Origin of the sequence: Caenibius tardaugens NBRC 16725, from assembly GCF_003860345.1 — a bacterium.
Classification (GTDB): Bacteria; Pseudomonadota; Alphaproteobacteria; order Sphingomonadales; family Sphingomonadaceae; genus Caenibius; species Caenibius tardaugens.
In genome coordinates, this window is record NZ_CP034179.1 from 199,971 (window position 1) to 220,762 (window position 20,792).

Here is a 20,792-nt window from a genome sequence, read left to right on the forward strand (position 1 = left end):
ATCGGCAGCGATCGCCAACTGAACTGTAGCCAGCGAAAGAACGAGCGCACCGGCAACGGGGCGCGTGAGCGAGCGCATATCGAGCTCCAAATGAAAAGGGCGGTTGCGAAGCTAGCATCCGCAACCGCCCTTTCAATGGGTCATCGAAGAGAAAACCGATCAGGCGTCGGCAAGTTCTTCTTCGTTGGCAACCGGACCGCTGTCCTTGCCCTTGGCATCGACATCGCGGTCGACCAGTTCGATGATCGCGATCGGGGCAGCGTCCGAAGCGCGGATGCCAGCCTTGATCACGCGGGTGTAACCGCCTTCACGATCCTTGTAGCGCTCTGCCAGAACGTCGAACAGCTTCTGCTCCTGCGCGTCGTCCATCAACCGGCTGTGCGCCAGACGACGGTTCGACAGGCCGCCATGCTTGGCGAGCGAGATGAGCTTTTCAACGTAAGGACGCAGTTCCTTCGCCTTCGGCGTGGTGGTCAGGATCTGCTCGTGCTTGATCAGCGATGCGGCCAGGTTGCGCAGAAGAGCGGCGCGGTGGCCGGACTTACGCTGCAGCTTACGGCCAGCAATTTTATGACGCATGATTCACTTCCTTCGTTCGTAAGGGGCCCGTATCAGGTAGCCCGGTACCGGCTGTTTTCGGGGTCAGCCTGTATCCCCTGATGGTCCGCCCCGACCGAAGCCGGGGCGAGAGACCGATTAACCGAGAAGTTCCTGTTCGAGCTTCTTGGCCATTTCTTCGATATTTTCCGGCGGCCAGCCAGGGATATCCATACCCAAGCGCAGGCCCATCGAGGAAAGGACTTCCTTGATCTCGTTGAGCGACTTGCGGCCGAAACTCGGGGTGCGAAGCATTTCGGCTTCGGTCTTCTGAACCAGATCCCCGATGTAGATGATGTTGTCGTTCTTGAGGCAGTTCGCCGAACGCACCGACAGTTCCAGTTCATCGACCTTCTTGAGAAGGTAACGGTTGAGCTGGTTCGCATCGCTTTCTTCCGGCTGGGCAGCCACGCCAATCATCGGCGACTGACCCTGCGGGATCGCGTCTTCGAAGTGGACGAACAGCGCCAGCTGATCCTGAAGAATGCGCGCAGCATAGGCCACGGCATCTTCCGGCGTCACGGTGCCATCGGTTTCGATGGTGAGCGAAAGCTTGTCGTAATCGAGTTCCTGACCCACGCGGGCGTTCTCGACCTTGTAGCTGACCTGGCGAACCGGCGAATAAAGCGAATCAACCGGAATCAGGCCAACCGGCGCATCGGCCGGGCGATTCTGCACAGCGGGAACGTAACCCTTGCCGGTGTCGGCGGTCAGTTCCATGTTCAGCGTCGCGCCTTCATCGAGATGGCAGATCACCAGATCCTTGTTCATCACCTCGATATCGCCGGAAACGGCAATATCACCCGCCTTCACTTCGGCCGGACCGGTCACGGAAAGCTGAAGGCGCTTGGCCCCTTCCCCTTCCATCTTCAACGCGATCTGCTTCACGTTGAGAACCATGTCGGTCACGTCTTCGCGAACGCCGGTCAGCGACGAGAATTCGTGCAGCACGTTTTCGATCTTGATCGAAGTGATCGCCGCACCCTGCAGCGACGAAAGCAAAACGCGACGCAGCGCGTTGCCGAGCGTCAGACCAAATCCACGCTCCAGAGGTTCCGCGACGAACGTCGCCTTGCGCTTGCCGTCACCGCCGGGCTTGATATCGAGGCTGTTGGGCTTCTTCAGTTCCTGCCAGTTCTTGATATTGACGGACATGTAATTCCCCTAGGGTTTTATCTGGCGGGAACGGCCGCTGGACGCCTTTGAGAGCGCACCGCGGCCGATCCGAAGGATGGCGACCTCGTCAGGCCGCCAGACAGGTTCAAATCAGACGCGGCGACGCTTGGAAGGCCTCACGCCATTGTGCGGGATCGGGGTCACATCACGGATCGAGGTGATGGTGAAACCGACCGCCTGGAGAGCGCGCAGTGCGCTTTCGCGACCCGAACCAGGGCCCTTCACTTCCACTTCAAGTGTGCGCACGCCATGTTCCGCTGCCTTCTTGCCGGCGTCGTCTGCAGCAACCTGCGCGGCATAAGGGGTGGATTTGCGGCTACCCTTGAAGCCCATCATGCCTGCGCTGGACCAGCTGATCGCATTGCCCTGTGCATCCGTGATGGTGATCATGGTGTTGTTGAAGCTTGCGTTGACGTGCGCAACGCCGCTGGTGATATTCTTACGCTCGCGGCGCCGAATACGCTGTGGTTCGCGTGCCATATTTCGTGTCCTGTCCTCAGTAGGGAAGAAAAGCGGTTCCGGTTACCCGGCCCGACTTACTTCTTCTTGCCAGCGATCGGCTTGGCCTTGCCCTTGCGGGTGCGGGCGTTGGTGTGGGTGCGCTGACCGCGAACGGGCAGGCCCTTACGATGACGCAGGCCGCGATAGCATGCGAGGTCCATAAGACGCTTGATGTTCATCGCAGTTTCGCGACGAAGGTCACCTTCAACGGTAAATTCCGCATCGATCGCTTCACGGATCTGAAGCACTTCAGCGTCGGAAAGATCCTGAACGCGCCGAGCGTGATCAATACCCAGCTTGTCAGCGATATCCTTCGCCGATTTCGGGCCGATACCATGAATGTAGGTGAGCGCGATAATCACGCGCTTGTTGGTGGGGATATTTACCCCGGCAATACGAGCCACTTAATTCTCCTGCTCCACAGGAGGCGGCGACATCCCATCACGGGAAAGCCGCAACCGCCTATCTCAACGCTTGCACACTGCGACATTATCCGAATGGCCAGAATGACAATGACCGGAGGCATGCACCAGGCAACGGCCAACCGGAATCATCCGAACTGTCGAGTGAATGGGCCGCTTACGGCGATTCGTCCAGAAGGTCAACATCGGACTTCAGACGCAATGGGGTGCCGCACAACCTGTGCGGCACCGTCATAAAGGGACTATAACAAACGGACGCGCAAGCGTCAAAAATCGCGAGACTAACCCTTTAGGATCGACTCGATTTGAGCGGTCACATCGTCCATCTGCGCCATGCCGTCCACGCGCGAGACAATTCCGCGCTGTTCGTAGAACGGCAGGATCGGCGCGGTCTTCGCGCGGTATTCCGCCATACGCGTGCGGACGGTTTCCTCGTTGTCATCCGGCCGCCGCTTGAACTCTGTCGAACCGCACTTGTCACACACACCCGGCGTGACTGGCTGTTCGAACGTGTCGTGATAGCCCTTGCCACACTGCGCACAGGTGAAACGCCCGGTAATACGCTCGACCAGCGCATCCTCGTTCACGTCAAGCTCGATCACATGGTCAAGCTTGCGCCCGTGGCTCGCAAGAAGGGAATCCAGCGACACGGCTTGCGCTTCGGTGCGGGGGTAACCGTCAAAAATGACGCCAGTGCCCTCGCCCATCGCGGCAAGTTCATCGGAAATCAGCGCGGAGACGATTTCGTCCGAAACCAGTTCGCCCGCTTCCATCACCGCCTTTGCCTGCAGCCCCACGGCGGTCCCGGCCTTGACTGCCGCGCGCAGCATGTCGCCTGTCGAAAGCTGACGCATACCGAAACGCTCAACAAGCCGTTGCGCCTGGGTGCCCTTCCCTGCCCCCGGCGGTCCCAGAAGAATAATATTCACGTGGGTCTCCCTGTTTGAGTTTCCCCAAGCGGGCTCAGCGAAGCCGGCCCTTGAGTTTGGCTTTCTTGATCAGATCGCCGTACTGATGCGCGAGCAGATGCGACTGGATCTGGGTAATCGTATCGACCGTGACGTTCACCACGATCAGCAGGCTCGTGCCACCGAAGAACAGGGCAACCCCCGTCTCCGCCAGCAGAAACTCCGGCGCTACGCAGACCAGTGTCAGATAGATCGCACCGATCACGGTGATCCGGGTCAGCACGTAATCCAGATAGTTCGCGGTGTTCTTGCCCGGGCGAATACCTGGAATGAAACCACCGTTCTTCTTCAGGTTCTCCGCCGTTTCCTCAGGATTGAAGACAACCGCGGTGTAGAAGAATGTAAAGAACACGATGCCCAGCGCGTACAGCGTCATGTAGAGCGGCTGCCCATGCTGGAGATACTGATTCATCGTCACGACGATGCTGCCCATCGTGGATTCGGGATTGACCGAATTGCCTGCAAACTGGCTGATCGTCAGCGGCAGCAGAAGCAGCGAGCTCGCAAAGATCGGCGGGATCACGCCGGCGGTGTTGAGCTTCAGCGGCAGGTGCGAACGATCGGCCTGCATCATGCCGCGTTGGCTGGCGCGCTTGGGATACTGGATCAGCAGACGCCGCTGCGCCCGTTCCATGAACGAGATGATCAAAATGAGGCTGACGATCATGAGAATCATCGCGACAATAGTGAAGCTGCCGGTCGCACCCGAGCTGTACTGGCCCATAAGATTGGACGTAAACGTCGGGAACTGGGCGACAATGCCCGCCATAATGATCAGCGAAACGCCATTGCCGATACCACGGCTGGTGATCTGTTCGCCCAGCCACAGCAGGAACATGGTGCCGCCGACAAGGCTGATCACCGCGCCGATACGGAACATATAGCCCGGATCGACAACCGCCTGCATCCCGCTCTGCGCGCCATAGGCTTCGAGACCGGTGGCAATGAACCACCCCTGCACGATCGTGAGAAACACCGCGCCATAACGCGTGTACTGGTTGAGCTTCTTGCGCCCGCTTTCGCCTTCTTTCTTCAGCGCCATAAGCGCCGGATGAAGCGAAGCGGCAAGCTGCACCACGATGGAAGCGGTGATATAGGGCATGACGCCGAGCGCAATGAGACTCATGCGCTCAAGGCTGCCGCCCGAGAATGTATTGAAAATATCGAGAATGCCGCCGCGCGTCTGCGCGTAGAGGTCCTGAAGGATCAGCGGATTGACGCCCGGCAAAGGCACGAAGCTGAGAAAGCGGAATACAATCAGAGCGCCGATCGTAAACCAGATACGCTTCTTGAGTTCCGTCGCCTTGGAGAAGTTGGCGAGACTGAGATTGCTCGCAAGATTGTCGGCGCGTGATGCCATGGGACCAATGTACCTTGTCTGGGCCGCCAGCCTGAAACCGGGCTACCCTCGTGAGTGCCCGCCCATATAGCGACCAGGCGGAGATTTCATAACCCCCGCCTGGCGCAATTTCCCGAATTATTCGGCTGCGTCAGCCTTGGCTGCTTTCGCCGGCACCGTCACTTCGACTGCACCGCCAGCCTTTTCGACCGCGGCAACCGCGCCCTTCGAAGCACCGGCAACCTTGAACTGCACCTTGGCGGTCAGTTCGCCCTTGCCGAGCAGACGCACGCCATCCTTGCCGCCGCGGGCAAGACCAGCTGCCTGCAGCGCAGCGTGATCGACAACCTGCTTCACGTCGATCTTCCCGGCATCGATGAACTTCTGGATCAGACCCAGATTCACTTCTGCGTAGTCCTTCGCGAAGATGTTGTTGAAGCCGCGCTTCGGAATGCGCATGTGCAGCGGCATCTGACCGCCTTCGAAGCCGTTGATCGAAACGCCCGAGCGTGCCTTGGCACCCTTCTGACCACGACCACCGGTCTTGCCCTTGCCCGAACCGATACCACGGCCAATGCGCATACGACCTTTACGGGCACCTGCGTTATCACGGATTTCATTGAGTTTCATAATTATGCACTCGCTTTCGCTTTGTTCGCGCCAAAAATAGAGAAGGCCCGGTACTCGCCCGGGCCTTCTCCGTCAACCTTGTGAGGCTCAGTCGACCACAGCCACCATATGCGGCAGCTTGGCGATCGCACCACGCACTTCCGGAGTGTCCTCGATCTCAACGACCTTGTGCATTTTGCCAAGGCCCAGACCGATCAGAATCTGCTTCTGCTTTTCCGGACGACGGATCGGCGAACCGATCTGCTTGATCTTGATCTTCGCCATGTTCGATTACTCCACGATGGCCGCAGCGTCGGCTTCCGCCTCGGCTTCGCTCGCACCACCACGGCCGAGAAGGTCTGCAACCTTCTTGCCGCGACGCTGTGCCACCGACTTCGGCGAAGTCTGGTTGGTCAGCGCGTCAAAGGTGGCGCGGATCATGTTGTAGGGGTTCGACGTACCGACCGACTTGGTCACCACGTCGGCCACGCCCAAGCTTTCGAAGACAGCGCGCATCGGACCACCGGCGATGATACCCGTACCGGCCGGAGCCGAACGGACATTCACCTTGCCCGCGCCATAACGGCCCTTGCCGTCATGATGCAGCGTGCGGCCTTCCTTGAGCGGAACGCGGACCATCTTCTTCTTGGCGGAAGCAGTTGCCTTGGTGATGGCTTCCGGCACTTCGCGTGCCTTGCCATGACCGAAGCCAACGCGGCCCGAGCCGTCGCCCACAACCACCAGTGCCGCGAAACCGAAGCGCTTACCGCCCTTCACTGTTTTCGAGACACGGTTGATGTGAACGAGCTTTTCGATCAGCTCTTCACCTTCTTCTTCCTGGTTGCGACCGCGACGATCGTCACGTCCGCGACCACGGCCACGGCCTTCACCGCGTTCGCCGCCACGGCCGCGACCACGGCCACGACCTTCACGCTGCTGACCACCGGTATCGGCTTCTGCCGCTTCGGGAGCCGCAGTTTCGACCACGGGGGTTTCTTGGTTGTTGTTCTCGTCAGCCATCATCAGAACTCCAGCCCGCCTTCGCGCGCAGCGTCAGCCAGCGCCTTGACGCGGCCATGGAACAGGAAGCCACCGCGATCGAATACGACAGTGGTTACGCCCGCCTGCTTTGCAGCAGCGGCGATATCGGCACCGACCTTGGCAGCCGCTTCCACATTGCCGCCCTTCGCACCGAGAGTCGATGCTGCGGCCACAGTGCGGCCAGCAGTATCGTCGATGATCTGCGCGTAGATGTGCTTGCCGGAACGATGTACCGAGAGCCGCGGACGGCCACCAGCACGAGCCTTGAGTGCCGTGCGCACGCGGCGACGGCGACGATCAAAAAGAGAAAGCTTGGCCATCTTACTTCTTCTTCCCTTCCTTGCGGAAGATATATTCGCCGCGATACTTGATACCCTTGCCCTTGTAGGGTTCGGGCTTCCGCCAGCGACGGATTTCAGCTGCGAACTGACCAACCTGCTGCTTGTCGACACCACTGATTTCAATGGTCGTCTGATCAGGCGTCTTCACGTCCAGACCTTCCGGCACATCGAGATCGACATCGTGGCTGTAGCCGAGCTGAAGCTTCAGCTTCTTGCCCTGCGCGTTCGCACGATAACCGACACCGGTGATATCCAGCGTCTTGGTGAAACCTGCGGTCACACCTTCAATCAGGTTCGACACCAGCGTGCGCTGCATGCCCCAGAACGAACGTGCACGCTTGGTATCGTTGGCCGGCTGCACCGAAATGCTGCCGTCTTCGATTGCGTAGGTGACTTCGTCAGCCAGGCTCAGCGTAAGCGTGCCCTTGGGGCCCTTCACGGTGAGGGCGCCATTCGCGATTTCGGCGCTGACGCCGCCCGGAATGGCAACCGGCCTTTTGCCGATGCGGCTCATCAGAACACCTCCGCCAGCACTTCGCCGCCGACGTTGTGTGCACGTGCTTCGGCATCCGAGAGCACGCCACGCGGCGTCGAGACGATGGTGATGCCAAGACCGTTGCGGATCGTCGGCAATTCCTTGCTGCCGGAATAGATCCGGCGGCCAGGCTTGGAAACGCGGGCGAGATGCTTGATCGCAGGCTCGCCTTCGAAGTACTTCAGTTCGATCCGCAGCTGCTTGTGCTTGCCGGTTTCGTCTTCGCTGAAGCCACGGATGTAGCCTTCGCGCTGAAGAACTTCGAGAACGCGGGTGCGCAGGTTGGACGCCGGCGAAAGGACAGAGTCCTTCTTCGCCCGCTGGCCGTTGCGAATGCGGGTGAGCATATCACCCAGGGGATCGGTCAATGCCATGTGATGATCCTTACCAGCTCGACTTTGTCACGCCCGGAATCAGGCCCTTGTTGCCCAGATCCCGCAGTTCGATACGGCAAAGCCCGAACTTGCGATAATAGCCGCGCGGACGACCCGTGGTGGCGCAACGATTGCGCACGCGGGTCGGGTTAGCGTTACGCGGAATTTCCGCCATTTTGAGGCGGGCCATCAGGCGTTCGGTCTCATCAGCCGACTGGTCGTCAGCAATGGCCTTCAGCTTGGCATATTTCGCCGCATACTTCTGAACAAGCTTCTTGCGCCGCTCGTTCTTATTAATGGAACTCAGTTTCGCCATGGACTTAAGCTCTCTTTCGCTATCGCTTCAGGGCGCGGCTCACGCCGCTTCCTTCTGTTCGGCTTCAGCCGGGAACGGAAAACCGAACAGGCGCAGCAGTTCGCGCGCTTCTTCGTCGGTCTTCGCGGTGGTGGTGACGATGATATCCAGACCCCGGACCTTTTCGATCCGATCATAGCTGATTTCGGGGAAGATGATCTGTTCCTTGACGCCCATCGCGTAGTTGCCACGCCCGTCGAAGCTCTTCGGGTTGAGGCCACGGAAGTCGCGGATGCGCGGCATAGCAATGGTCACCAGACGGTCAAGGAATTCGTACATGCGTTCGCGGCGCAGGGTAACCTTGCAACCGATCGGCATGCCTTCGCGCAGCTTGAACTGTGCGATCGACTTCTTGGCCTTGGTGATCACCGGCTTCTGGCCGGCAATCAATTCCATTTCTTCAGCGGCGGTCTGAACCTTCTTCTTGTCCTGGCTCGCTTCGCCCACGCCCATATTCAGCGTGATCTTTTCGAGCTTGGGGACTTCCATCGGGTTCGAGTAGCCGAACTTTTCGGTCATCGCCTTGGCGATTTCCGCGTCATAACGCTGGCGCAGACGCGGGATGTACTTGTCAGCCATCGATAGTCTCCCCGGACTTCACGGCAACGCGAACCTTCTTGCCGTCCTTTTCTTCGAAACGGACGCGGGTAGGCTTGCCATCCTTCGGATCGGCCAGAGCGACCTTCGAAATCGCCATCGGCGCTTCGCGACGGTCGATTCCGCCCTGCGGGTTGGTCTGGCTCGGCTTGCGGTGACGGGCAGCGATATTCACGCCCTGCACCACGACCTTACCGTCCTTCGGCAGAACCTGAAGAACCGTACCTGTACGGCCCTTGTCCTTGCCGGAACGAACGACGACGCTGTCGCCCTTCTTGATCTTCGCGGCAGCCATCACAGCACCTCCGGAGCAAGCGAAATGATCTTCATGAAGCCGCGGCCACGCAGTTCGCGCACCACCGGGCCAAAGATACGGGTGCCGATCGGCTCCTCGTTCTTGTTCACGAGAACTGCGGCATTGCTGTCGAAGCGAATAACGCTGCCATCGGGACGGCGAACGTCCTTCTTGGTGCGCACGATCACCGCACGGTGAACGTCACCCTTCTTCACGCGCGCACGCGGTTGCGCCTCCTTGATGGAGACGACGATCACGTCGCCGACGCCTGCGGTACGGCGCTTAGACCCGCCCAGCACCTTGATGCACTGGACGCGCTTCGCGCCGCTGTTGTCCGCGACGTCGAGATTGGATTGCATCTGGATCATCGATCCGGTTCCTTCTCACTCGGCTTGCCGGAACCAGTCCGGCAGTTCCAAAAAACGTCAGTTGTTGCCCGCGGCCTCAACGTCGAGGTTGGCTTCCACAGCCTGGCCCTTGCCCGCCTGAACGCGTTCGATCACCTGCCAGGTCTTGGTCTTGGAGATCGGACGAGTTTCCTCGATGCGAACGGTTTCACCAGTCTTGTAGACATTGCCCTCGTCATGGGCGTGGTACTTCTTCGAGCGGCGGATGATCTTCCCGTACAGCGGGTGCTTCACCTTACGCTCGACAAGCACCGTGACAGTCTTGTCGGTCTTGTCGGAGACCACGGTCCCGATCAGAATACGCTTCGGCATCGTGTGTTCCTTAAGCCTTGCCAGCGCGGGCGCGCTCGCCCTGCAGCGTCTTGATACGCGCGATTTCGCGGCGCACTTCCTTGATGCGGGCGGGACGCTCGATCTGGTTGGTCGCTGCCTGGAAACGCAGGTTGAACTGCTCACGCTTGAGATCGACCAGATCGGCGGTCAGCTGATCGTCAGTCTTGGCGCGGAAGTCTTCAGTCTTGGCCATCATTCAGCTCCCAGGTGCGAAGTGTCACCCAGACGGGCAACGACCTTGGTCTTGATCGGCAGCTTCATCGCAGCGCGTTCGAAGGCAACGGCGGCCAGCGGACCGGGAACGCCGTCGAGTTCGAACAGGATGCGGCCCGGCTTCACACGTGCTGCCCAGTATTCGATCGAACCCTTGCCCTTACCCTGACGGACTTCAGCAGGCTTCTTCGAAACCGGCACGTCGGGGAAAACGCGGATCCAGAGACGACCCTGGCGCTTGATGTGACGCGTGATGGCGCGGCGAGCCGCTTCGATCTGACGCGCGGTGATACGTTCCGGTTCCATGGCCTTGAGACCATACGAACCGAAGTTCAGCGTCGTGCCGCCCTTGGCGTTGCCGTGAATACGGCCTTTGAACGCCTTGCGGAACTTGGTTTTCTTAGGTTGCAGCATGACTCTTAGTTCCTGCGGTCATCACGTGCCGGACGCACGCCGGAGGTCTGTGCCTCCATCATCAGCCGGTCCTGCGCCATCGGATCGTGACCGAGGATCTCACCCTTGAAGATCCAGCACTTGATACCGATGATGCCGTATGCGGTCAGCGCTTCGGCTTCAGCATAGTCGACGTTGGCACGCAGCGTGTGCAGCGGCACGCGACCTTCGCGATACCATTCCACACGAGCGATTTCCGCGCCGCCGAGACGGCCACCGCACGTGATCTTGATGCCTTCGGCGCCAAGACGCAGTGCAGACTGCACGGCCCGCTTCATCGCACGGCGGAAAGCCACGCGGCGGATCAGCTGGTCGGCAACGCCCTGTGCAACGAGCTTGGCATCGATTTCCGGCTTGCGGATTTCAACGATGTTCAGCTTCACTTCGCTGGCGGTCATCTTCGACAGCTTGGCGCGCAGCTTTTCGATGTCCGCGCCCTTCTTGCCGATGATCACACCGGGACGGGCCGCATAGATCGACACGCGGCACAGCTTGGCCGGGCGTTCGATCACCACCTTCGAAATCGCTGCCTGCGGCAGGTTTTCGACGATGAACTTGCGGATTTCGAGATCTTCCTTGAGCAGCTGGCTGTAATCACGCCCTTCGGCGTACCAGCGGCTGTCCCAGGTACGATTGATCTGCAGACGCAGGCCGATCGGATTGCTCTTCTGACCCATGGATCAGGCCTCCTCGACTTCGCGGACCACAATGCGCAGCCGGCTGAACGGCTTAAGGATGCGCGTGGATTTACCACGGCCCCGCGTGTGGAAACGCTTCATGGTCACCGACTTGCCGACGCTTGCTTCCGCAACGACCAGCGAGTCGACATCCAGATTGTGGTTGTTTTCCGCGTTGGCGATCGCCGAAGCGAGAACCTTCTTCGCGTCCTGTGCCATCGCCCGCTTCGAGAAGCTGAGAATGTTCAACGCATCCTCAGCCTTCTTGCCACGGATCAGGCCAGCAACGAGATTCAGCTTTTGTGCCGAACCGCGAATGGTCGTGCCAACAGCCAGCGCCTCGTTATCGGCGACGCGGCGGGGAGCTTTCTGCTTGCTCATCAGCGCTTACCCTTCTTGTCGGCGGCGTGACCCGGGAAGCTGCGCGTGGGCGCAAATTCACCAAGCTTGTGACCGACCATCTCTTCGTTGACCGAAACCGGCACGAACTTGTGACCATTGTAGACGTTGAACGTCAGGCCAACGAACTGCGGCAGGACGGTGGAACGACGCGACCAGGTCTTGATCGGCGAACGTGCACCGGATTCCTGGGCATCTTCTGCTTTTTTCAGCAGGTGAAGGTCGACAAACGGACCTTTCCAGACGGAACGAGCCATTCTCGCTTACCTCTTCTTCTTCGCGTGACGCGAACGGATAATCATCTTGTCCGTCTGCTTGTTGTTGCGGGTCCGGGCGCCCTTGGTCGGCTTGCCCCACGGGGTAACCGGATGACGGCCACCCGAAGTGCGGCCTTCACCACCACCATGCGGGTGGTCGACCGGGTTCTTCGCAACACCGCGCGTCAGCGGACGACGGCCCATCCAGCGCTTGCGACCAGCCTTGGCCAGCGTCTGGTTCGAGTTGTCGGGGTTCGAAACCGCGCCAACCGTACCCATGCAATCGCCACGCAGGTAACGCTGTTCGCCCGAGTTCAGACGAACGATCACCAGACCACGGTCACGACCGACGATCTGAATGTAAGCGCCGGCCGAACGGGCGATCTGGCCGCCCTTGCCCGGCTTCATTTCGACGTTGTGGCAGATCGTGCCAACCGGCATCTGCGACAGAAGCATGGCATTGCCCGGCTTCACGTCGGTGCGCTCACCGGCAACGACCGAGTCACCCACGGCAACGCGCTGCGGTGCGAGGATATAGGCGAGTTCGCCATCCTCGTACTTGATGAGCGCGATGAACGCGGTGCGGTTGGGATCGTATTCGATCCGCTCCACGGTAGCCGGCATGTCCCACTTGCGACGCTTGAAGTCGATGAAGCGGTACTTCTGCTTGTGACCACCGGCGATACCGCGCGAGGTCACGTGGCCCTTGTTGTTACGGCCACCGGTCTTGCTCTTACCTTCAGTAAGCGCCTTGACAGGCTTGCCCTTCCACAGGCCAGACTTGTCGACGAGGACCAGTCCGCGGCGCGCGGGGCTCGTCGGTTTATAGTTCTTCAGTGCCATGATCCGCGCCTCAGATACCGCTGGTGACGTCGATCGACTGGCCTTCGGCCAGCGTCACAATCGCCTTCTTCACATCGGAACGCTTGTAGGGCTTGCCCTTCCAGCGCTTCGTCTTGCCCTTCTGGACCAGGGTGTTCACACCCTTGACCTTCACGTCGAACAGAGCCTCGACCGCGTCCTTGATCTGCGGCTTGGTGGCGCTATCGGCGACCTTGAAGACAACTGCGTTGTTCTCGGACAACAGCGTCGACTTCTCGGTGATATGGGGCGAAAGGATCACGTCGTAGTGACGCACATCCACGTCCTGCTTCTTAGCCATTGAACCGCGCCTCCAGTTTTTCGACCGCCGCGCGGGTCAGCACCAGCGTGTCATGCTTCAGGATGTCGTAGACATTCGCGCCGACAGCCGGGAGCACATTGATGTTCGGCAGGTTGCCAGCAGCGCGAGCGAAACCTTCGTTCACCGCATCGCCGTCGATAACCAGAACCTTCTTACCCCAACCCGCATTGGCGAGCTGACCGGCAAGCGCCTTGGTCTTGGCATCCTTCAGCTCGAGGCTGTCGAGGATCACGAGACCGTCCTTCGCACGGGCCGAAAGAGCCATCTTGAGGCCCAGAGCACGCACTTTCTTGTTCAGCGACTGACCGAAGTCACGTGCACGGGCACCGTGCGCCTTACCACCGCCGATGAAGACAGGAGCCTTGCGGTCGCCGTGACGAGCCGTGCCGCCACCCTTCTGCTTGCCCCACTTCTTGCCGGTACGGGCAACATCCGAACGTTCACGGGTCGGACGGGCCGGACCGCGGCGGTTCTCGAGCTGCCAGGTGACAACGCGATGCAGAATGTCAGCGCGCGGTTCGAGACCGAACACGGCATCCGACAGTTCAATGTCGCCAGAGGCCTTGCCGCCATCCAGGGTCTGAATCTTGACCTTCATGACTTAGCCCTCCTGGCCTTCGGTCGCCTCGACCGCCGGTGCCGTATCGGCAGGCGTGTCGGCAGGCGCCGCTTCGTTGCTGTTGGCAGCACCCTTAAGGCCTGCCGGATACGGTGCTTCCGCGTGACGCGCGACCTTCACCGAATCGCGAACAAGCAGCCAGCCATTCTTCGAACCGGGGACAGAGCCCTTCACGAAGATCAGGCCACGCTCGTCATCCGTGCGAACGACTTCGAGGTTCTGCTGCGTGCGCTGGCGATCACCCATGTGACCGGCCATCTTCTTGTTCTTGAACACGCGACCCGGATCCTGGCGCTGGCCAGTCGAACCGTGTGCACGGTGGCTGATGGACACGCCGTGCGTTGCACGCATACCACCGAAACCCCAGCGCTTCATCGCACCGGCAAAGCCCTTGCCCTGCGTGTCCCCGGTGATGTCGACCATCTGGCCCGCAACGAAATGCGAGGCTGCGATCGTGGCACCAACTTCGAGAACCGCATCGTCGGCAACGCGGAATTCCGCGACCTTGCGCTTGAGCGGCACATTCGCCTTGGCGAAGTGCTCACGCTGCGGCTTGTTTACATTCTTCTGTTTCGCTTCACCCGAACCGACCTGAAGAGCGGTATAACCGTCCTTCTCTTCGGTGCGGACCGAGACGACCTGACAATCTTCCAGTGCCAGAACGGTGACCGGCACGTGGCGGCCATCCTCCTGGAACAGACGGGTCATCCCGACTTTCTTAGCGATCACGCCTGTGCGCATGATCCATACTCCTACAGAGGCCTACGCAAGCCCATCCTGCGAAGGCATGTTCAGCCCAAAATGTGAAGCGTGCCCCGTCCGGGCTGAAACAGTGCCTGCTGCAAGCAGCAGGCGAGACGGGGGACGCTTGCCCGACAAATGCCCAAAGGCAATGCCGGAGGTATCCCTAATGTCCCGGGCTGGAATAAATCCTGCCCTGCCCGCGCATTTTGGCGACGCGCGGGAATCGCTGGAGCCCCCTTAGGGGCAAAGCGGCGATCAGGCCAGCTTAATTTCGACGTTCACGCCAGCAGCAAGATCGAGCTTCATCAGAGCATCAACCGTCTGGGCGTTGGGCTGCACAATGTCGAGCAACCGCTTGTACGTGCGCACCTCGAACTGCTCGCGCGACTTCTTGTCGATATGCGGACCGCGGTTCACGGTGAACTTCTCGATACGCGTCGGGAGCGGAATGGGGCCACGAATGAGCGCGCCGGTGCGACGGGCGGTTTCCGCAATTTCGCCAGTTGCCTGGTCGAGCACGCGATGATCGAACGCCTTAAGGCGAATGCGGATATTCTGAGCTTCCATGTCCACTTACCGATGCGAAAGAGCCAAAGGATGACCACGACAGCCATCCCATAAATAAAAACGAAGACCGCCCCATTTCACCTGACCTTCAACGAAGGCTCACGTGAACGGGGGCGACCCCGAAAATTCCGACCGGCCGAATCCCCAGGGACCCGGCCGGAGCGGCGCCTATATTACTTCGTGATCCCGCTGACAACCCCGGAACCGACGGTACGACCGCCTTCACGGATTGCGAAGCGAAGACCTTCGTCCATGGCGATCGGAGCAATCAGCTTCACGCCGATCGTCACGTTGTCGCCAGGCATAACCATTTCCGTGCCTTCGGGAAGAACGACTTCACCGGTCACGTCCGTGGTACGGAAGTAGAACTGCGGACGATAGTTGGCGAAGAACGGCGTGTGACGGCCACCTTCGTCCTTCGACAGCACGTAGACTTCTGCGCTGAATTCCGTGTGCGGCGTAACCGAACCGGGCTTCGCGAGAACCTGACCACGTTCCACCGCTTCACGAGCGATACCGCGGATCAGGGCGCCGACGTTATCGCCAGCTTCACCACGATCGAGCAGCTTGCGGAACATTTCCACGCCGGTCACGGTGGTCTTCTGCGTGTCCTTGATGCCGATGATTTCGACTTCGTCGCCCACGTTCACAACGCCCGTTTCGATACGGCCGGTCACAACCGTACCGCGACCCGAGATCGAGAACACGTCTTCGATCGGCATCAGGAACGGCTTGTCAACCGGACGGTCCGGCTGCGGGATGTAGTCGTCGACGGCCTTCATCAGTTCGAGAATCGACTTTTCACCGATTTCCGGATCGCGGCCTTCGAGAGCGGCCAGAGCCGAACCCTTGACGATCGGAATATCGTCGCCCGGGAAGTCGTAGCTGGACAGCAGTTCGCGAACTTCGAGTTCGACGAGCTCGAGGATTTCTTCGTCGTCGACCTGGTCAACCTTGTTCATGTACACGACCAGAGCCGGCACGCCGACCTGACGAGCGAGCAGGATGTGTTCGCGGGTCTGCGGCATCGGGCCGTCAGCAGCGTTCACCACCAGGATAGCGCCGTCCATCTGGGCAGCACCGGTGATCATGTTCTTCACATAGTCAGCGTGACCCGGGCAGTCGACGTGTGCGTAGTGACGTGCATCGGTTTCGTATTCGACGTGAGCGGTCGAAATGGTGATGCCGCGTTCACGCTCTTCCGGAGCTTTGTCGATGTTTGCGAAATCGACGGGCGCACCCAGAACCTTGGTGATTGCTGCAGTCAGCGTGGTCTTGCCGTGGTCGACGTGACCGATGGTGCCGATGTTGCAGTGCGGCTTGTTCCGCTCGAATTTTTCCTTCGCCATTGTCTCTTAACCTCTATTCCTAGAACTTAGATTTTCACGGGGGAAAACGGCACCCGTTGAATCAGGCGCCGCCCCTAAACGCTCACTCGCCTTTAGGCAAGCTTCTCCTTGACTTCAGCAGCGACATTTGCCGGCACTTCGTCGTAGTGGGAGAATTGCATGGTGTACTGCGCACGACCCTGAGTGAAGGAACGCAGTTCGTTGACGTAGCCAAACATGTTCGCAAGCGGCACATTGGCTTCGACGGCCTGGGCATTACCACGCGTATCGGTGCCCTGAATCTGGCCACGACGCGAGTTGAGATCGCCGATAACGTCGCCGAGATATTCATCGGGAGTCACGACTTCAACCTTCATGATCGGTTCGAGCAGCTTGATGCCGGCCTTGCCAGCAGCTTCGCGCATCGCACCGCGACCGGCGATTTCGAACGCGATCGCGGACGAGTCGACGTCGTGGTACGCACCGTCATAGAGAACGATGTCGAAGTCGATGATCGGGAAGCCGACCAGATAGCCGCTGGCTGCCTGTTCACGCATACCCTTTTCAATCGCCGGGATGAATTCACGCGGAATGTTGCCGCCCTTGATTTCATCGACGAAGTTGATGCCCTGGCCGCGTTCGCCCGGAGCAAGCTTCACCTTCACGCGACCGAACTGACCGGTACCACCCGACTGCTTCTTGTGGGTGTAGTCGATGTCGACCGGCTTCGCCAGCGACTCGCGGTAGGCCACCTGCGGCGCGCCCACGTTGGCTTCGACCTTGAATTCGCGCTTCATGCGATCGACGAGAATGTCGAGGTGAAGTTCCCCCATCCCCTTGATGATCGTCTGACCCGATTCATGGTCGGTGGTGACGCGGAACGACGGATCTTCGGCAGCCAGACGATTGAGCGCAACGCCCATCTTTTCCTGGTCAGCCTTGGTCTTGGGTTCCACCGACAGTTCGATAACCGGTTCGGGGAATTCCATCCGTTCGAGAACGATCGGGTTGGCCGGATCGCACAGCGTATCGCCCGTGGTGGTTTCCTTGAGACCAGCCAGAGCCACGATGTCGCCTGCGAACGCTTCTTCGATGTCTTCGCGGTTGTTGGAATGCATCAGCAGCATGCGGCCGATCTTTTCCTTCTTGTCCTTCACCGAGTTCAGGACCGCGCCCTTGGAGAGCTTGCCCGAGTAGATGCGGGTGAAGGTCAGCGAACCCACGAACGGGTCGTTCATGATCTTGAACGCCAGCGAGGAGAACGGCGCGTCGTCGCTCGACGGACGGCTGTCTTCTTCGTCGCTGTCGGGCTTCACGCCCTTGATGGCCGGAACATCGACCGGGCTCGGCAGATAGTCGACAACGGCGTCGAGCAGAGCCTGCACGCCCTTGTTCTTGAACGACGAACCGCACAGAACCGGAACGAAGGCCTGAGCCAGCGTACCCTTGCGGATCAACGCCTTGAGCGTTGCAACGTCAGGCAGGTTACCTTCGAGGTAAGCTTCCATCGCATCGTCGTCCTGTTCGACGGCGAGTTCGATGAGCTTTTCGCGGTATTCCGCGGCCTTGTCGGCGAGGTCGGCCGGGATTTCTTCATAGAAGAATTCGGCACCGAGCGATTCATCCTTCCAGATGATGGCGCGGTCGTTGACGAGGTCAACGAGACCCTTGAAGTCCGACTCTGCACCGATCGGCAGGTAAAGAACCAGCGGGATCGCACCGAGACGATCGATGATCGTCTGCACGCAATAGTAGAAGTTCGCACCGGTCCGGTCGAGCTTGTTGATGTAGCACATGCGCGGAACGCCGTACTTTTCAGCCTGACGCCACACAGTTTCGGACTGCGGCTCAACGCCGGCAACGCCGTCAAATGCGGCGACCGCGCCGTCGAGCACGCGCAGCGAACGTTCGACTTCAATGGTGAAGTCCACGTGGCCCGGGGTGTCGATGATGTTCAGGCGGTGCTCGGGGCCATTGCCTTCATCGGCCTGCCAGAAACAGGTGGTGGCAGCGGACGTGATCGTGATGCCGCGTTCCTGCTCCTGCTCCATCCAGTCCATGGTGGCGGCGCCGTCGTGGACTTCGCCGATCTTGTAGGACTTGCCGGTGTAGTAGAGAATCCGCTCGGTCGTGGTGGTTTTGCCGGCGTCGATGTGCGCCATGATACCGAAATTGCGGTAGCGTTCGATGGGATGGCTACGTGCCATGGGAAATTCCTTGAAAGATGGGGGCCCCCGCTGGGAGCGACCCCCATATGGTTACGATTGTTACAATCGAAAGTCTTTCCGGCGCGAAGCTTACCAGCGGTAGTGGCTGAACGCGCGGTTGGCGTCGGCCATACGGTGGGTGTCTTCCCGCTTTTTCACCGCGTTGCCGCGATTGTTTGCCGCATCCATCAGTTCACCCGACAGGCGCGCAGCCATGGTGGTTTCCGCACGACCGCGTGCAGCCGAGATCAGCCAGCGGATCGCGAGAGCCTGTGCACGCTCGGGGCGCACTTCGACCGGAACCTGGTAGGTCGCACCACCGACGCGGCGGCTGCGGACTTCAATCTGCGGACGCACGTTGTTCAGCGCATCATGGAAAACCTGAACGGGATCGCTCTTGGCCTTCGCTTCAACCGTTGCGAGCGCACCGTAAACGATACGTTCGGCAACCGACTTCTTACCGTCCAGCATGAGGTTGTTCATGAACTTGGACAGGACCTGATCTCCAAACTGGGGATCGGGCAGGATTTCCCGCTTCTCGGGACGACGACGACGTGACATCGGTTATTTCCTTTTACTCGGCAGCACTGGCCCTGAGGGCGTGCAGGCCTGAAACCTTAGGAACTCGCGAGCGAGCCTTACTTCGGCCGCTTGGCGCCGTACTTCGAACGGCTCTGCTTGCGGTCCTTGACACCCTGCGTGTCGAGCACGCCGCGCAGCACGTGGTAACGCACACCGGGAAGGTCGCGCACACGGCCGCCGCGGATCAGCACAACCGAGTGTTCCTGCAGGTTGTGGCCTTCGCCGGGGATGTAGGAAATGACTTCGCGCTGGTTGGTCAGGCGGACCTTGGCAACCTTACGGAGAGCGGAGTTCGGCTTCTTCGGCGTCGTGGTATAGACGCGGGTGCAGACACCGCGCTTCTGCGGGTTCTGATCCATCGCAGGGACCTTGCTCTTGGCCTTCTGCGGAACGCGGCCCTTGCGGACCAGCTGGTTGATTGTCGGCATTGAATACCTTCACCTGGTTCATGGCGATATCAGCAGAGTGAAGGATAAAAACCTGCACAGGGCCATCCGTCCGCATCGCGGGAATGGACGCATACGAACACCGCCATGCGGTATTCGCTGTGCAAGCCGAATCGCTCCACCCGACACGATCACCGGGTTACTTTGACGGCTGCCCCGCAGTTCACCCGCGCAAGCGCGCAGCGAACCCAATAGAAAAAGGCGTTGAATGCAGCATTCAATGCCCCGGGACGTGACCGGCAATGTTCAGCTCTATCTACCCGGAAGCGGGATAACCCGCGTTTCGGATCGCGCGCCCTTAGGGGAAGCCGGGCCTGGGGTCAAGGACGGGGATAGGCCCGAACAGACCATAGCCATGCCGTGGGGCATGCAAGGACGATCCTCACCAGCATACGGCGCGTCACGCAACTTATCCCGTTTTTTTGTCCTGTAGTCGCGGATGCATTGTCTACACAATGAATAGAGTTATTATGACAAGCGTCGGGACGTGTTCCAAGTCGACCGGCTTTCGAGTCAACTGGGAGATGAACCATGACCGATCGCGTGCCGGTTTCCTATGAAACCCTGAAAGACCCCCTCGTTCTGATCGTGCCCGGGAATACCGCAGAGGATTCGCCCCAATGGCAACAGGCGTGGGCACGCCAGCAGGCGAACTGCGAACGCCTTGATCTCGGAATGTGGCATGATCCGCATCGCAACACCTGGGTCAACAAACTCAATCTTGCCATATCCAGAGTCAATCGTCCCGTCGTGCTGGTGGCGCAAGGGCTTGGCAATCTGGCCGTCGCGTGGTGGGCTGAATACGAACGCCCTGCGGAAGGCGGCCCGGTGGTTGGCGCGCTGCTGGTCGCGCCGCCCGATCTCGATCGTCCGGGACTGGACCAACGCGTCGCCAAATTCGGCGCTGTGCCACGACGCGCCCTGCCTTTCCCCTCGTTTCTCGTACCGGACAACTACGATCCCAACGGCAATTACCGGTCGGCCTATGGCCTCGCCAAGGACTGGGATGCCCGCTTCATCGATGGCGAAGACGAACCCGGCTCGACCACCAGCACCCGCGAATGGCACTTTGGCCAACGCCTGCTCAACCGTTTGCTCCGCGATTACAGGCTCTCACCCCCTGTTTCGCGCAGCAAAGCCCCTCTCGGTGCCCCGCTTTCCGGGGGACTGACGAACAATGGCGCCCCCGCGCCGGTGATCGTCTAGAGGGCGACGCGGCGGGTAACG

General features: G+C 59.9%; 32 protein-coding genes. 1 reads left to right on the forward strand and 31 read right to left on the reverse strand.

All coding sequences use genetic code 11. The features are described 5' to 3' along the window. Positions 1-159: 159 nt before the first annotated feature. The 31 genes from rplQ to rpsL all read right to left on the reverse strand — a co-directional run bounded on the left by rplQ (position 160) and on the right by rpsL (position 19,547). Positions 160-579, reverse strand: coding sequence for a 50S ribosomal protein L17 (gene rplQ, locus EGO55_RS01015; protein WP_021689120.1), 420 nt, complete (start codon positions 577-579; stop codon positions 160-162). Between the two features lie 117 nt (positions 580-696). After that, positions 697-1,752, reverse strand: coding sequence for a DNA-directed RNA polymerase subunit alpha (locus EGO55_RS01020; RefSeq protein WP_021689121.1), 1,056 nt, complete (start codon positions 1,750-1,752; stop codon positions 697-699). Between the two features lie 111 nt (positions 1,753-1,863). After that, complete coding sequence (gene rpsK / locus EGO55_RS01025; RefSeq protein WP_021689122.1) at positions 1,864-2,253, reverse strand: 30S ribosomal protein S11; 390 nt, start codon at positions 2,251-2,253, stop codon at positions 1,864-1,866. A gap of 56 nt (positions 2,254-2,309) precedes the next feature. After that, a complete protein-coding gene (rpsM, locus tag EGO55_RS01030) occupies positions 2,310-2,678 on the reverse strand; it encodes a 30S ribosomal protein S13 (protein ID WP_021689123.1) in 369 nt (122 codons plus the stop codon). A 299-nt stretch (positions 2,679-2,977) separates the two neighbouring features. Continuing rightward, positions 2,978-3,625: an adenylate kinase gene (locus tag EGO55_RS01035; protein WP_021689124.1), complete on the reverse strand. Its 648-nt coding sequence runs from the start codon at positions 3,623-3,625 to the stop codon at positions 2,978-2,980. A 34-nt stretch (positions 3,626-3,659) separates the two neighbouring features. After that, positions 3,660-5,024 (reverse strand): preprotein translocase subunit SecY, encoded by a 1,365-nt coding sequence (gene secY / locus EGO55_RS01040; RefSeq protein WP_021689125.1) that lies wholly within the window; start codon positions 5,022-5,024, stop codon positions 3,660-3,662. Positions 5,025-5,141: 117 nt separating this feature from the next. Beyond that, positions 5,142-5,633: a 50S ribosomal protein L15 gene (rplO, locus tag EGO55_RS01045; RefSeq protein ID WP_021689126.1), complete on the reverse strand. Its 492-nt coding sequence runs from the start codon at positions 5,631-5,633 to the stop codon at positions 5,142-5,144. An 87-nt stretch (positions 5,634-5,720) separates the two neighbouring features. Then, entirely contained in the window at positions 5,721-5,897 is a 177-nt protein-coding gene (rpmD, locus tag EGO55_RS01050; RefSeq protein ID WP_021689127.1) for a 50S ribosomal protein L30, read from the reverse strand. Positions 5,898-5,903: 6 nt separating this feature from the next. Continuing rightward, positions 5,904-6,632, reverse strand: a complete 729-nt coding sequence (rpsE, locus tag EGO55_RS01055) for a 30S ribosomal protein S5 (RefSeq protein ID WP_040715015.1) — start codon at positions 6,630-6,632, stop codon at positions 5,904-5,906. Between the two features lie 2 nt (positions 6,633-6,634). Then, a complete protein-coding gene (rplR, locus tag EGO55_RS01060) occupies positions 6,635-6,973 on the reverse strand; it encodes a 50S ribosomal protein L18 (RefSeq protein ID WP_021689129.1) in 339 nt (112 codons plus the stop codon). A 1-nt stretch (position 6,974) separates the two neighbouring features. Beyond that, the gene (rplF, locus tag EGO55_RS01065; RefSeq protein ID WP_021689130.1) at positions 6,975-7,508 is read right to left on the reverse strand and encodes a 50S ribosomal protein L6; all 534 of its coding nucleotides are present in this window, start codon (positions 7,506-7,508) and stop codon (positions 6,975-6,977) included. Then, a complete protein-coding gene (gene rpsH, locus EGO55_RS01070; RefSeq protein ID WP_021689131.1) occupies positions 7,508-7,903 on the reverse strand; it encodes a 30S ribosomal protein S8 in 396 nt (131 codons plus the stop codon). The genes rplF and rpsH overlap by 1 nt, the downstream gene beginning before the upstream one ends. 10 nt (positions 7,904-7,913) lie before the next feature. Further along, positions 7,914-8,219 (reverse strand): 30S ribosomal protein S14, encoded by a 306-nt coding sequence (gene rpsN / locus EGO55_RS01075; protein WP_021689132.1) that lies wholly within the window; start codon positions 8,217-8,219, stop codon positions 7,914-7,916. A gap of 39 nt (positions 8,220-8,258) precedes the next feature. Beyond that, complete coding sequence (rplE, locus tag EGO55_RS01080; protein ID WP_021689133.1) at positions 8,259-8,837, reverse strand: 50S ribosomal protein L5; 579 nt, start codon at positions 8,835-8,837, stop codon at positions 8,259-8,261. Then, positions 8,830-9,150 carry a 50S ribosomal protein L24 gene (rplX, locus tag EGO55_RS01085; protein ID WP_021689134.1) on the reverse strand — a complete coding sequence of 107 codons (321 nt, stop codon included), beginning with the start codon at positions 9,148-9,150 and terminating at the stop codon, positions 8,830-8,832. The genes rplE and rplX overlap by 8 nt, the downstream gene beginning before the upstream one ends. Continuing rightward, positions 9,150-9,518, reverse strand: coding sequence for a 50S ribosomal protein L14 (rplN, locus tag EGO55_RS01090; protein ID WP_021689135.1), 369 nt, complete (start codon positions 9,516-9,518; stop codon positions 9,150-9,152). The genes rplX and rplN overlap by 1 nt, the downstream gene beginning before the upstream one ends. Before the next feature lie 57 nt (positions 9,519-9,575). Then, positions 9,576-9,869, reverse strand: a complete 294-nt coding sequence (rpsQ, locus tag EGO55_RS01095) for a 30S ribosomal protein S17 (RefSeq protein ID WP_021689136.1) — start codon at positions 9,867-9,869, stop codon at positions 9,576-9,578. Between the two features lie 10 nt (positions 9,870-9,879). Beyond that, complete coding sequence (gene rpmC / locus EGO55_RS01100) at positions 9,880-10,086, reverse strand: 50S ribosomal protein L29 (RefSeq protein ID WP_040715016.1); 207 nt, start codon at positions 10,084-10,086, stop codon at positions 9,880-9,882. Then, positions 10,083-10,517 (reverse strand): 50S ribosomal protein L16, encoded by a 435-nt coding sequence (gene rplP / locus EGO55_RS01105; protein WP_021689138.1) that lies wholly within the window; start codon positions 10,515-10,517, stop codon positions 10,083-10,085. The genes rpmC and rplP overlap by 4 nt, the downstream gene beginning before the upstream one ends. A gap of 5 nt (positions 10,518-10,522) precedes the next feature. Then, positions 10,523-11,233 carry a 30S ribosomal protein S3 gene (gene rpsC / locus EGO55_RS01110; RefSeq protein WP_021689139.1) on the reverse strand — a complete coding sequence of 237 codons (711 nt, stop codon included), beginning with the start codon at positions 11,231-11,233 and terminating at the stop codon, positions 10,523-10,525. A 3-nt stretch (positions 11,234-11,236) separates the two neighbouring features. Further along, positions 11,237-11,614: a 50S ribosomal protein L22 gene (gene rplV, locus EGO55_RS01115; protein ID WP_021689140.1), complete on the reverse strand. Its 378-nt coding sequence runs from the start codon at positions 11,612-11,614 to the stop codon at positions 11,237-11,239. Next, a complete protein-coding gene (gene rpsS / locus EGO55_RS01120; protein ID WP_021689141.1) occupies positions 11,614-11,889 on the reverse strand; it encodes a 30S ribosomal protein S19 in 276 nt (91 codons plus the stop codon). Before rpsS ends, rplV begins: the two co-directional genes overlap by 1 nt. Positions 11,890-11,895: 6 nt before the next feature. Further along, positions 11,896-12,732: a 50S ribosomal protein L2 gene (rplB, locus tag EGO55_RS01125; RefSeq protein ID WP_021689142.1), complete on the reverse strand. Its 837-nt coding sequence runs from the start codon at positions 12,730-12,732 to the stop codon at positions 11,896-11,898. Positions 12,733-12,742: 10 nt separating this feature from the next. Beyond that, entirely contained in the window at positions 12,743-13,051 is a 309-nt protein-coding gene (locus tag EGO55_RS01130; RefSeq protein WP_021689143.1) for a 50S ribosomal protein L23, read from the reverse strand. After that, positions 13,044-13,670, reverse strand: coding sequence for a 50S ribosomal protein L4 (gene rplD / locus EGO55_RS01135; RefSeq protein WP_021689144.1), 627 nt, complete (start codon positions 13,668-13,670; stop codon positions 13,044-13,046). The genes EGO55_RS01130 and rplD overlap by 8 nt, the downstream gene beginning before the upstream one ends. 3 nt (positions 13,671-13,673) lie before the next feature. Continuing rightward, complete coding sequence (gene rplC / locus EGO55_RS01140) at positions 13,674-14,432, reverse strand: 50S ribosomal protein L3 (protein ID WP_021689145.1); 759 nt, start codon at positions 14,430-14,432, stop codon at positions 13,674-13,676. 258 nt (positions 14,433-14,690) lie between these two features. After that, entirely contained in the window at positions 14,691-15,002 is a 312-nt protein-coding gene (rpsJ, locus tag EGO55_RS01145; protein WP_040715017.1) for a 30S ribosomal protein S10, read from the reverse strand. A gap of 173 nt (positions 15,003-15,175) precedes the next feature. Next, a complete protein-coding gene (gene tuf / locus EGO55_RS01150; protein WP_021689147.1) occupies positions 15,176-16,351 on the reverse strand; it encodes an elongation factor Tu in 1,176 nt (391 codons plus the stop codon). Between the two features lie 92 nt (positions 16,352-16,443). Beyond that, on the reverse strand, positions 16,444-18,537 hold the full coding sequence (fusA, locus tag EGO55_RS01155) for an elongation factor G (RefSeq protein ID WP_021689148.1): 2,094 nt from the start codon (positions 18,535-18,537) through the stop codon (positions 16,444-16,446). Between the two features lie 90 nt (positions 18,538-18,627). Further along, positions 18,628-19,098, reverse strand: a complete 471-nt coding sequence (gene rpsG / locus EGO55_RS01160) for a 30S ribosomal protein S7 (protein ID WP_021689149.1) — start codon at positions 19,096-19,098, stop codon at positions 18,628-18,630. 77 nt (positions 19,099-19,175) lie between these two features. After that, positions 19,176-19,547, reverse strand: a complete 372-nt coding sequence (rpsL, locus tag EGO55_RS01165) for a 30S ribosomal protein S12 (RefSeq protein WP_021689150.1) — start codon at positions 19,545-19,547, stop codon at positions 19,176-19,178. Positions 19,548-20,096: 549 nt separating this feature from the next. On the opposite strand from rpsL, the gene EGO55_RS01170 reads away from it, so the two are divergent. Beyond that, positions 20,097-20,771 (forward strand): RBBP9/YdeN family alpha/beta hydrolase, encoded by a 675-nt coding sequence (locus EGO55_RS01170; protein ID WP_021689151.1) that lies wholly within the window; start codon positions 20,097-20,099, stop codon positions 20,769-20,771. Positions 20,772-20,792 lie beyond the last annotated feature (21 nt).